Origin of the sequence: Oscillibacter acetigenes (assembly GCF_025567605.1) — a bacterium.
In the GTDB taxonomy this organism is placed as follows: Bacteria; Bacillota; Clostridia; order Oscillospirales; family Oscillospiraceae; genus Oscillibacter; species Oscillibacter welbionis.
The window spans coordinates 661,954-673,394 of record NZ_JAOQKG010000001.1 but is presented as its reverse complement, the minus strand read 5'-3'; the positions used below and the strand labels follow the sequence as shown (position 1 = coordinate 673,394).

The following is an 11,441-nucleotide window of genomic DNA, read 5'->3' as shown; positions in this document are numbered from 1 at the left end:
TCACCCCTTTGTTTGATCAAGCGGCAAAGTCAGCAGCACGGTGGTACCCTGACCGGGTTTCGAACGGATCTGCAGATCCGCCCGGTCTCCATATAGCAGATGCAGACGGCGAAGTACATTTGTTAGTGCAATATGATTGTGCTGTCCGGCACTTTCCACCTCTCTTGCGAGATCCAGATTTTCCGGATCAAAGCCTACGCCATCATCCTCAATTCGCACACAAATATTCTGCGTCTCCTCCCACAGCCGGACTGCCACGCTTCCTAAGCCCCGCCGGGGTTCCAGCCCGTGGACGATGGCGTTTTCCACCAGAGGCTGGATCGTCAGCCGCGGAACCAGGTACCGCAAAAGGTCCTCGTCCTCGTATTCCACTGAGTAAGAGAGCTTTTCCCCAAATCGTTCTCTCTGTAAATCCAAATAATAGTGGACGTAACCGAGCTCCTGTTCAAATGTAATTTTCTGGCTGCTTCCCACACCGATATTTCCCCGAAGCAGGCACGCCAGGTCCGTAACCATACGGGAAATATTTTTCAATCCAGCATCCACGCAACGCATATTGATGGTCTCCAGCACATTAAAGATGAAGTGCGGATTGATCTGCGCAGCCAACAGGCGTGATTCGCTCTCCTGCAATCGAATGCCCTTTTGATAGGCATCCTTCCAGGATGCCTCCAGATTATCAGCCATCTGGTTAAATGTAGTTTCCAGATCAGCCAGTTCCCGATAGCCGCTGTCAGGCATACGGGCGGCATAGTCTGACTCCGCCATCCGGTGCAGCATCCCCTCCATTTTCTGCAGCGGATCCCCCAGCACTCGATGATAGGCGACCGCAGCCGCCAGAACCGTCAGCAGCACAATCGCGATACACAGGGCTGAGAAAATCCAACTCCCCTCCCAAACCAAATCGTACATGGACGGAAGTGGTATAAAAATATCCACCCGCAGCTCCTCATCGTCCACACGCTGACTGACATGGTAAAAGCGGCCCTGCCAACCCGGGGCAGTTCCTTGGAGATAGGAAGAGTTATCCTCAGTCTGCTCCAGAAGTTCTTGCAGGTCCTCCCCCTCCCCGTATAGCAGTTTTCCCTCTCCATCTGAGAGCGCCAAGCATGTGTTTGGATAGAGTTCCGTCAAGTCTCCAGCATTCAGTAAAGTATCTACATCAATCTCCATAATCAGCTTGCCCAACGGTTCCAGCGTATCGATATTCTTATAGTCCAGCAAAAAATAGGCGGTGTTCTCTGGCGTATTCTCTATGGAAAACAGCGTCTCTGCTGAAGATTGTTCGTTTGCAGCCTCATAGATACTCTGCATTCGGCGCTGCTCCTGCTCATAGGACCCCCTGGGGGAGTAAAAGGTGAACGCCCCATCCCTGCGAAAAAGGTACACGCTGTTTACCGCTCCCCGTTTCCAAGTGGATTGGTAAGCCGCCACTCCCCCCACGACCCGAAGCAGGTCATCCCGTCCCTGCAAAGCCAGATACATGTCCAAATCCTGCATACTTGCACACAGGCTATCGTCTATCATGGCATTATACGCGATGTCCTGTGCCAATTCCATAGTGTTGGCAACAGATGCAGTCACTTGGCTGATGTAGAAATTTACATTTCCCTTGGCCTGTGATTCCATTCTAGCAGGGATCGTACGATAGAACACCAGAAGCATCAGTAGTGACGGTCCCAAAATCGTCACACAGACCAGTAAAAACATTCTGACCATGAGAGACCGCTTCCGCCTGACATTTCCCCGTCTATGTGCCATTTCCTTCACCGCCTCGGGCCGCCTAACTTTTCTCTTGGGTTCATTGTACAATGAGGATTTTCCTTTTTCAACACTGAAATCTGTAAATCTCCCGCCCTCTTCTCTCTCCGCCTTCGGCGGCAAAAATTGAGCGAATTTATACCAGAATCAGAGCAAAAGAGTCTTAATATTTGTAGTCTTTTCCGTGATATACTGAGAAAGCATACAGGAGGGGTGTAGCTATACCCCTGAAACGAAGGAGGAACACGATAATGAAGATGAAAAGATGGTTGTCTTGCACACTGGCTCTGGCCATGCTCCTCGGTCTGATGGGCTGCGGCGGCACCAGCGATGAGGCCCCCAATGATGGTAGCGGCTCCTCTGAAGATGAGATTGTAATCAACTATCCCACTTTCCAGATCGGGACCAACACGGCTGCCCCCGTGGTGGAGGAATTGGTCAGTCGCTTCAACGAAGAATATGCGGGCCAGTATCGCATTGAGGTTGAGGAGATCCCCGGAGATGCCAATTATGCTGATCGAATTCAAGTCCAAATCTCTTCCGGCAAACTGCCTCCCGTGGTCTACGGTGGCGGATACAGCTTGCTGGACTTAGCCCTGGAAGCTGATCTGGTTGTAGACCTGACCGACGTGGTGAACGAGGATCCCGAATGGGCTTCCATGTATGAAAACGACGCCTGGCAGGCTGCCAACTGCCGCGATGGAAAGATCTATGCTTCCTCCAATGAAGGTCAGTTGATTGGCTACTTCTACAATAAGGAGTTATTTGACCAGGCTGGTATTCAGCCCGCTACCACTTGGAATGAGTTTTTTGACAACTGCGACAAACTGCTGGCTGCAGGCATCACTCCACTGGCTATGGACACCGCTGACGGTGCTTGGGTCTCCATGCTGCTGATGGGCGCCATGGTTGCCACCAGCGGCGATGAGGGCCTGGAGTTCATGAACACCAAGTATCCCACCGACTACAACATTGAGCCGGTTGTCAACGCTGTCGCCGAGATGCAGAAGTGGTATCAGAACTACACCACGCTGGACGCTGTGGGCGGCGCCTATGAGAACGCGGCCAACAACTTCTTCTCAGGCAACGTGGCCATGATCTGCAACGGCCCCTGGATGATCGGTGATTTCTCTGACACCTCCAAGACGCCTGATGGCTTTGATCAGAACGTGGGTGTGGCTGCCTATCCCGGCAACTTCGTCTATGACGCCCCCATTGAAGGCATGTTTGTCACCAAGCAGGACGATCCTGCCCTGGAGGAGGCGGCCATCGCCATGGTGAAGTTCTTCACCAGCCCCGAGTCTCAGCAGCTGGCACTGGAGATGCAGGGCATGGTCCCCGCCGCTGCCTCTGTGGAAATCACTGATACCGCTACCACCAACTTCCCGTTGCTGGGCGAGTTTCTGAACATAGCCTCCGAATGCACGGTACGTTCCAACACCTTCACCGGCAACATGGTTCCCGGCCTACAAGATCTCTTCAGTGCCGAGTTGCCCAACCTGGCCAATGGCACCTACACACCGGAGCAGTTCTGCCAGATCCTCACAGATTTTGCTGCGGCAAACGCCGTGTCCTGATCTTTCCGCCAGAGATGGCGTAGACGAAACTCCGGAAGCCCGTGACCGCAATCTGCGCACAAAGGATCGGGTTGCCCTAGCGGCAGCCCGATCTTCCCTATCCTTGGACAAGGAGATGGAATTTGATGAAACAAAAAAATGGCGGGTGGATCGCCCTGTTTTTAGCGCCAGCATGTATCCTCTTTATCCTGATCTTCGCAATCCCGCTGGTAATGGTGTTCGTTACATCGCTGTTCGATTACCGCCTGCTGCCCCGCACCTTCACCTTTGTCGGATTTTCCAATTTTGTTCAGCTGTTTACGGAGGACAATCGCTTTTGGCCCATCTTTGGCAACACGGTCAAGTGGCTTTTTATCCATTGCATCTTCCACGTGACTCTTGGTACGCTACTAGCCTTCATCCTGTATAAAAAACCCAGAGGCTGGAAATTCGTTCGTGTGACTTACATGATTCCAAATATTATCTCCCAGTCCGCTATCGCCATGATCTTTCTGAACTTGTACAATGCCCAATACGGTGCGGTAAATTCGTTCTTGAAGTTGGTCGGGCTTGAGAGTTTACAGCACAACTGGTTGTTCGAGACGGCAACTGCGTTCCCGTCCGTCACTTTGACTTGGTTCCTGTTCGCAGGATACACCACCACGTTGGTCCTGGCTCAGTTGTTGAGCACGGATGAGAGCTTGATCGAGGCTGCGGAGATTGACGGTGCCACCAGTTTCCAGATCGACCGTCTGGTGATGTTCCCGGTGGTCAAGAAAATGATCGGTACCACGGTCATTATGGCCGCTACATACATGCTACAGCTGTTCTCCATGCTCTATATCACCACCGGCGGCGGCCCGGGTACAGTCACTACCAATCTGCCGCTGTATCTATACACCACTATGAAGGCCAACAATTACGGCTATGCCAATACAATCGGAGTTGTAATCATTCTGTTGGGCTTCATCACTATGACGCTGATCCGCAAGATCTTCGGCATGAATAAGGAAGACTAAGGAGAGAATCGGAATGTTGGCACATTATAAGAGAACGCCTACCCAGAAGGTCACCCGTGGATTTTCCTATCTGTTCATGGCACTATGTGTGTGCGTGGCGCTGCTCCCCATTATCTGGGTCATTTTGTCCTCCTTCAAGACCAACAGCGAGATCTTTTCCAATGGCCTGTCCTTGCCCTCCCACTTCGGCTTTGACGGGTATGTGCAGGCACTCGAGATCGCCCCGATCCTGAAGTTTTTCGCAAATAGCCTGATAGTTGCCACCATCACAACGATTCTGAATGTGTTCTGCCTAGCTATGGCGGGGTATGTGTTCGCCAAGAAGAGGTTTCGCTTCAAGAACACGATTTTTGCCATTCTTTCCTTGTCCATGGTGATTCCCACCACGGCGCTGATGAGTCCCGTGTACAATATCATCACAAAGCTGGGCCTCTATGATACTAAGATTGCGCTGATTCTGGTGTACACAGCGCTGAATATGCCTATTTCTCTGATGGTGCTCCGATCTGCGTTCGCCTCTATTCCCACAGAGCTGGAGGAGGCCGCCTATATTGATGGCGCCGGCTTTTTCCGTACCTTTGTCCAGGTAATGATGCCCTGCGCCAAGGGCGGCTTGGCCAGTGCGGCGGTGCTGACTTTTTTGGAGAGCTGGAACGAGTTTACCTTTGCTCTGCTACTCACCAGCTCCACAGACAACCGGACCCTGCCCCTGTCCCTGAGCTATTTCACCAGCCAGTTCAGTTTTAACTACACGGCAATGTTTGCTGCCATCACTATTGCGGTGCTGCCCAGCATCATTGTATTCGCTATCTTCCAAGAGCAGGTGAATGCCAGTTTGACTGCCGGATCGGTAAAAGGCTGAGGCCTTCTTTTTCGATTCCCTTTCAGTCCATGGAAACCCGTGTCCCACAGGTTTGCTTCCTGTTCTGAACTTCGTTGAAAATCCCCGGCCTTTTCGATAAAGGAAAAGGCCGGGGATTTTGATGCGTTTCTGGACTCTTAGTACTCCAGATTGACACTTTCTGTGTTGAAGATGTGGCAGATATTTCCGCCGAAACAGAAGTCCGGTTCCCGCCCGGGAGCAAACCGCTCCGTATAGCTCCCGCTGATATTCATAGTGGGAACGACGATGACTGCATTCTTTCCCGCAGCCATAGCATGAAGATGGATCCCATTACCCAATCATTTCGAACACATCTACCTTGGCCAAGATATAACCTCCTTCTCCCTTCCCCAACATGATGTGATTGGGCCGGGCACCCAATGTAACAGGCTGTCCAGAAATCCCTTTCTTGGTCAAGTCAGCACTCTTTTCAAGTGACAACTCCACCTTGATGCCGCCAAGTATCACAGAGTACCGGTCTCCTTCCCTTTGCAGCTCCGCATCAAAAAAATTCATCTGCGGCGTACCGATGAAGTCAGCCGCGAACAGATTGGCAGGATGGTCAAAAACCTCCTGAGGCGTACCGATCTGTTGGATGAAGCCATCCTTCATGATAACAATCCGGTCCCCCAGAGTCATAGCCTCTGTTTGATCATGGGTGACATAGAGGAAGGTAGTATTGATCTTCTGGCGCAGTTTGATAATCTCTGCGCGCATCTGATTACGCAGCTTGGCGTCCAAGTTGCTGAGAGGCTCGTCCATCAGCAGGATCTTGGGTTCCCGTACGATAGCGCGGCCAATCGCCACACGCTGCCGCTGCCCACCGGATAAAGCTTTTGGCTTGCGGTCCAGGTACTGCGTAATGTCTAGGATCTCCGCCGCCTCACGTACAGCTTTGTCAATCTCGCTCTTAGGGCGCTTGCGCAGCTTCAGTGGGAACGCCATATTTTCATACACTGTCATATGGGGATAGAGCGCGTAGTTCTGGAACACCATAGCGATGTCCCGGTCTTTAGGGGCTACATCGTTCATCAACTTCCCATCAATGTACAGTTCTCCGCTGGAGATCTCCTCCAGCCCCGCCACCATTCGCAGAGTGGTCGACTTGCCGCAACCAGAGGGGCCGACCAATTTCCCCTTGAATTTTTGTTTAATATAAGCATTTGATTTTTCATGATCTCTCAATTCATGTGCTCACTCCTCATGGCAGATGATCCATTCCCATTCGGACAGCCCTGAACTGTGGGCGCTACCTTGTTATGACGGCCCCAAGTCTTCAATCCTTTGCTGCACTCCGCATTATCTTTGAAATCAGAGCGGATACGTCCGTGTTTCCCGCCTCGAAGCACCTTTATTCTTGAGCCAGGTTGACACCGCAAAATGACGGGAACTCCGAGAAAAAGAAAGCCGCCGAAATCAGCCGGGCCTAAGCTCCTTTGATCATCCGGCGACTTCTATTGACAGAGCTATTGATAACTTCCCCACCTTTCACTTAGACTTTTTTAGGAATAATTTTTAATTTTCTATGCTTTTAGGGACTTGGTTCTGCGTACTTCTTTGGGAAAAAGCGCCTATATTACAATGTTCCAGCCTTCTATGCCCCAACATGATGAGGTCACTCAAAGCGGGTTCTCATAAAATGAATAAACTGGCGGATCTCCCGGGTAAGGAATACGTCCCGCCGCCATACCACCGCGATGTTCAGCGGCAACGGCGGGTCCACCGGCAGGGCTATGATATTCTCCCCGGGCTCGATCACTTGGGGTAATAAAAAGGCCCCTGCCAGATTCTGCCGGACAAAACTCTTGATGGTCAGCAGTTGGTTGGAATAGAACAACACATTAGGCGTCAGTCCTGCGTCTCGGAAACGGGTCTGCAGCAGGGTCTGGTGATAATATCCGCTGGTAAATAGGATTAAAGGTGCCATTGCAATTTCCCTCAACTCCGCCTTCTCTCGCCCGGCCATGGGGGTGCCGTAGCCGGTGCAGTACATCATGGACATCCGCATCAGTGGATGAGCGGCCAGTGCAGCGGGTGGCGTTTCTCCCACGGCGATGATCGCCAGATCTAGCTGACCGGCGCGCACCATATCCCGTGCTGTATCAGATCCTGCTTCTGTCAGCCGAATGTGTACTTCCGGACAACTTCCGGTGAACTCCGCAAAAATCTTGGGGAATAGAAAAAAGGCCACCATAGGCGGCACTCCCACGGAAAGAGTGCTCCGGCGCTGGCTCCGGGCCTGAAAATCCGCTGTTAGGCCCTCCACTTCTGTCAGGATGCCATCGCAGCGGGCCAAAAACGCCTCACCATCCAGTGTGGGAACCAACGTCCGACCACCCCGACTCAGCAATAGCAGCCCCAGTTCATCTTCCAAGTTCTGAATAGCCGCGGTAATTGCCGGCTGGGAAACGTGGAGTCGCTCCGCCGCCCGGGTAACCCCACCCAAGTGGCAAACGGCGGAAAAGTAGCGCAGCTGCATCAGTTTCATCCCATGGTGCCTCCCCTTTTTAATATCGAAAAAAACGATATTTAAATAAATATTATATATTATATTTATTATAAAATACGTGCTAAAATAAAGTCAACCGCCGCTCTGCGGAATTCAAAAAAGGAGGACTGCCCTGTGATGGACAGAGAATTTTGGATGGGACCCAGTTTTCCCCAGCAGCCCCGAGAACTGTTGAACCGCTTGAAATCCTATGGTGTCTGCGTGGTGGCAGATGCCCTGAAGGGCTTTAACGCCATGAACGGCTCTATTCAGCCGGTGGTACCGGGCAAATGCATATGCGGTTGTGCGGTAACCGTGCGTCTGCACCCCGGAGACAATTTGTTGCTCCATAAGGCCATTGAGTCCGCCCAGCCCGGGGACATTCTGGTGCTGGACACCAACAGCAGCTATCGCAGGGCCGTCATCGGCGGAATCATGTCCGGGGCCGCTTTCGGCAAAGGCATCGGCGGCTTGGTGGTGGATGGCGCCGTCCGGGATGTGGAGGAGCTCCGCGCCCACGGCTGGCCGGTGTTCGCCGCCGCCGTGGTTCCCTGCGCCGCGGACAGCGATGGCCCCGGCCAGCTGAATCACCCCATCAGCTGCGGCGGTGTGCCGGTCCATCCGGGAGATATCATCCTGGCGGATGACAACGGCGTCGCCGTCATCCCCCCCACATGGGTGGAGTGGGTGCTGGAGGGCTGTGAAAAGCGGCATCAGTCCGAGGCCCGCCGCATGGCGGAGATCCGACAGGGGCAGCTGACCTCCGCCGCTGTGCTGGGCAAGCTGGAAAAGCTGGGACTGTGAGGAGGGGCAGCATGATCTCCAAACTGGAACGCCTTTTGTCCGGCGGGACCGTGACGTGGGACCGTCTCCTGGTGACGGACGGCCTGTCCCCGGAGGCAGTGGAGCAGATCACCGCTGTCTCCCCCGCCGCGCCGGACCGGGTCTGGGTGGTCATTGATCACGACACTCCCGCCGGCTCCGTGGCGGTGGCGGAAAAACAGAAAGCCCTGCTGGACTGGGCCCGGCAGACCGGCGCCGTCTTCCGCTCCGGCCGGGGCATCGGGTATGCCCTGCTGCTGGAGTCCGGGCTGCGGGAGGGCGAGATCGTCCTCTCCGGCGGAGCCCATGCCGCGGCGGTGGGAGCCGCCGGCGCGGTGGGCCTGTCCCTGCCTCCGGCGGAGCTGGCCGGCGCGCTGGAGAGCGGGCAGATCTCCCTGTCCCCGGCTCCGCCGCTGCGGCTGGCGGTGACCGGCCCGCTCTCTCCCTATCTCTCCGTCCGGGATCTGGCCTGGACCCTGATCCGGAGCGGCCAGTGCAGCGGAAAAGCCGTGGTCATCCGGGCGCCGCAGCTGACCGCCGCCCAGGCCATGGACCTGTGCGGCCTGCTGGGCGCCGCCGGAGCTGTGACCGCGCTCTGTGTGCGGGAGGACTTCCCGGCAGATGAGACGGTGGATCTGACTGCCCTTCAGCCCATGGCAGCGCCGCCCGGGGACGCCGCGCGGGTCGTTCCCGCCGGAGAAACCGACGGACTGCGGGTGAATCAGGTGTTCATCGGCGGCTGCGGCGGCGGGAGCCTGGAGGCCCTGCGGGAGACAGCGGACCTCTGGCGGGGCCGGACCGTATGCCCCTATGTGCGGGTCATGGTGGCGCCCGCCACTTCCTCTGTCTATGTCCAGGCACTAGAGGAAGGGCTTCTGGATGTTTTTCTGGATGCCGGGGCGTTGGTGATGAACCAGGGCTGTTCCGCCTGCTGGGCCCAGAGCCAGGGGCGGTGCGATCAGGCGGAGGCGTTCGTTTCCACCGGCTCCATCAACTGTGCCGGCTGGGCGGGCAGAGCCCACAGCGGCATCTGCCTGACCACGGTCCGCCGGGCAGCCCAGGCGGCGCTGTCCGGCAGTCTCTATGGTTCCTGAGAGGAGGTCCGCCATGGAACAGACGTTTTGCAGCCGCATCTGGCGGCTGGGTGACAATATCGATACTGATATCATCATCATGAGCAAGTATCTGGCCAAGCCCTCCCTCCGGGAGATGGTCCCCCATCTGTTCGAGCCCCTGCGGCCGGAGCTGGCCGCCCGGCTGCGGCCCGGGGATGCCATCGTGGCCGGGGAGAACTTCGGCTGCGGCTCCTCCCGGGAGATGGCTGCCTCCGTCCTCAAAACCGCGGGCATCCGCTGCATCATCGCCAAGAGCTTTGCCAAGATCTTTTTCCGCAATGCCATCAACAACGGCCTGCTGCTGATTGAGTGCCGGGACCTGTATGACCGCTGCCGGGAAGGCGACACCGTGGAGGTGGAAGTGGGGCGGCAGATCATCTGCAACGGCACGGCTTACCCTGTCCCCGGCATGAGCCCGGAGGTACTGGATATCCTCCGTTACGGCGGCCTGGCGTCCCGGATGCGGGCTCTGGACAAATCTGTCCCGGCCGCTCCCGCTCCACGCGACACCCTGCGGGACGTGCACCGTCCCGGCCATACCCTGGCGGAGCAGCTCCTCATCCACAACACCGGCGCACAGGATCTACGCCCCGGAGACGTGGTGACGGTCCGGGTGGACGAGGCGGTCCTCCATGATATCTACACCCCTTATATCTTCCAGCAGTTCCGGGACATGGGATTCGATCATGTGTATGACCCGGATCGGATCTCCGTCATGGTGGACCACCTGTATCCCACCTGCCTGGATGACGACCCCCGGTGCTTCCGGTATAGCCGCCGGTTTCAGGACGAGTATGGTGTGAAGCGCCTCTATGTGGCCGACGGGATCAGTCACCAGCTGGCGCTGGAGGAACATCTCGCCGCCCCCGGCAAGATCATCTTCGGCACGGACAGCCACACCACCACCTACGGTGCCGTGGGCGCCTTCGCCTCCGGCGTCGGCTATACGGAGATGGCCTCCATCATCGGCTGCGGGCGGCTGTGGGTCCGGGTCCCCTCCGCCATCAAGGTGGTGGTGAACGGGCCCTTGCCCAAAGGCGTCTTTCCCAAGGACATCATCCTGCGGGTACTGGGAGACCTGACTGCCGCCGGCGCCATATACAAGTCCCTGGAATTCACAGGCTCTACCATTCAGCAGCTCAGCATCTCCGGCCGGGCCGCCATCGCCAACATGGCAGTGGAGTGCGGGGCCAAAGCGGCCCTGTTCGCCCCGGACGAAAAGACCGCCGCCTTCTGCGGCGTGGACCTGGCGGACTGTGACTGGCTTCGCTTTGACGGGGATGCCCGGTACGAACGGGTCCTGACCTATGACGCAGGCACTTTCCGGCCTTACCTCTCCTGCCCCTACGGGGTGGACAACGTACACCCCATTGAGGATGTAGCGGGCACGCCGGTGGATCAGGTGTTCATCGGCAGCTGCACCAATGGCCGTCTGGAGGATCTGGCCGCGGCGGCGGCAGTGCTGAAAGGACACGCCATCGCCCCCTTTGTCCGGCTGATCGTGACGCCGGCCTCCAGAGCTGTCCACCGGGAGGCCGCCCGGCTGGGATACCTGAAGACGCTGGTGGAGGCAGGCGCCATGGTGACCCATCCATACTGCTCTCTGTGCCAGGGCCGCAGCGGCGGTCTGGTCAGCGGAGAGCAGGTGGTCGTCGGCACCCACAACCGCAACTTCATCGGCCGTATGGGCAGCCCTGCCGCCCGGACTTTTCTGGCCAGTCCCGCAGTGGCCGCGGCCTCCGCGCTGGTGGGACGCATCGCCGACCCCGCGCCCTATCTGTGACGGTCCCAGATCAG

General features: G+C 56.4%; 8 protein-coding genes and 1 pseudogene. 6 read left to right on the top strand and 3 right to left on the bottom strand.

Translation table 11 applies throughout. The features are described 5' to 3' along the window. On the bottom strand, positions 1–1,719 hold the full coding sequence (locus tag OCV80_RS03365) for a sensor histidine kinase (protein WP_160117434.1): 1,719 nt from the start codon (positions 1,717–1,719) through the stop codon (positions 1–3). 293 nt (positions 1,720–2,012) lie between these two features. Between OCV80_RS03365 and OCV80_RS03360 the strand changes: the two genes are divergently transcribed. The 3 genes from OCV80_RS03360 (at position 2,013) to OCV80_RS03350 (ending at position 5,198) form a co-directional block, all read left to right on the top strand. After that, positions 2,013–3,338, top strand: a complete 1,326-nt coding sequence (locus OCV80_RS03360; RefSeq protein WP_119311474.1) for an ABC transporter substrate-binding protein — start codon at positions 2,013–2,015, stop codon at positions 3,336–3,338. A gap of 125 nt (positions 3,339–3,463) precedes the next feature. Then, the gene (locus OCV80_RS03355) at positions 3,464–4,336 is read left to right on the top strand and encodes a carbohydrate ABC transporter permease (protein WP_025544225.1); all 873 of its coding nucleotides are present in this window, start codon (positions 3,464–3,466) and stop codon (positions 4,334–4,336) included. Positions 4,337–4,349: 13 nt separating this feature from the next. After that, positions 4,350–5,198, top strand: a complete 849-nt coding sequence (locus OCV80_RS03350) for a carbohydrate ABC transporter permease (RefSeq protein WP_025544226.1) — start codon at positions 4,350–4,352, stop codon at positions 5,196–5,198. Positions 5,199–5,335: 137 nt separating this feature from the next. Here the strand turns inward: OCV80_RS03350 and OCV80_RS03340 are convergent. Both OCV80_RS03340 and OCV80_RS03335 read right to left on the bottom strand, forming a co-directional pair. Beyond that, positions 5,336–6,350: pseudogene (locus tag OCV80_RS03340) on the bottom strand (ABC transporter ATP-binding protein); the annotation flags it as partial. 484 nt (positions 6,351–6,834) lie between these two features. Continuing rightward, positions 6,835–7,707 carry a LysR substrate-binding domain-containing protein gene (locus OCV80_RS03335; RefSeq protein WP_025545771.1) on the bottom strand — a complete coding sequence of 291 codons (873 nt, stop codon included), beginning with the start codon at positions 7,705–7,707 and terminating at the stop codon, positions 6,835–6,837. A 138-nt stretch (positions 7,708–7,845) separates the two neighbouring features. On the opposite strand from OCV80_RS03335, the gene OCV80_RS03330 reads away from it, so the two are divergent. From OCV80_RS03330 to OCV80_RS03315, 3 genes are read left to right on the top strand one after another with little or no spacing between them, the layout of a single operon-like run. Continuing rightward, the gene (locus tag OCV80_RS03330; protein WP_119311475.1) at positions 7,846–8,511 is read left to right on the top strand and encodes an RraA family protein; all 666 of its coding nucleotides are present in this window, start codon (positions 7,846–7,848) and stop codon (positions 8,509–8,511) included. A gap of 11 nt (positions 8,512–8,522) precedes the next feature. Continuing rightward, positions 8,523–9,623 (top strand): aconitase family protein, encoded by a 1,101-nt coding sequence (locus OCV80_RS03325; protein ID WP_267288218.1) that lies wholly within the window; start codon positions 8,523–8,525, stop codon positions 9,621–9,623. 13 nt (positions 9,624–9,636) lie between these two features. Then, positions 9,637–11,427, top strand: coding sequence for an aconitase/3-isopropylmalate dehydratase large subunit family protein (locus OCV80_RS03315; protein ID WP_317258888.1), 1,791 nt, complete (start codon positions 9,637–9,639; stop codon positions 11,425–11,427). The last annotated feature ends 14 nt before the right edge of the window (positions 11,428–11,441 follow it).

What these genes read in the sequence shown, in the direction of transcription:
- OCV80_RS03315 (WP_317258888.1), top strand. Translation starts at nt 9,637, where the DNA reads ATGGAACAGACGTTTTGCAGCCGCATCTGGCGGCTGGGTGACAATATC.
- OCV80_RS03330 (WP_119311475.1), top strand. Translation starts at nt 7,846, where the DNA reads ATGGACAGAGAATTTTGGATGGGACCCAGTTTTCCCCAGCAGCCCCGA.
- OCV80_RS03350 (WP_025544226.1), top strand. Translation starts at nt 4,350, where the DNA reads ATGTTGGCACATTATAAGAGAACGCCTACCCAGAAGGTCACCCGTGGA.
- OCV80_RS03335 (WP_025545771.1), bottom strand. Translation starts at nt 7,707, where the DNA reads ATGAAACTGATGCAGCTGCGCTACTTTTCCGCCGTTTGCCACTTGGGT.
- OCV80_RS03355 (WP_025544225.1), top strand. Translation starts at nt 3,464, where the DNA reads ATGAAACAAAAAAATGGCGGGTGGATCGCCCTGTTTTTAGCGCCAGCA.
- OCV80_RS03365 (WP_160117434.1), bottom strand. Translation starts at nt 1,719, where the DNA reads ATGGTCAGAATGTTTTTACTGGTCTGTGTGACGATTTTGGGACCGTCA.
- OCV80_RS03360 (WP_119311474.1), top strand. Translation starts at nt 2,013, where the DNA reads ATGAAGATGAAAAGATGGTTGTCTTGCACACTGGCTCTGGCCATGCTC.
- OCV80_RS03325 (WP_267288218.1), top strand. Translation starts at nt 8,523, where the DNA reads ATGATCTCCAAACTGGAACGCCTTTTGTCCGGCGGGACCGTGACGTGG.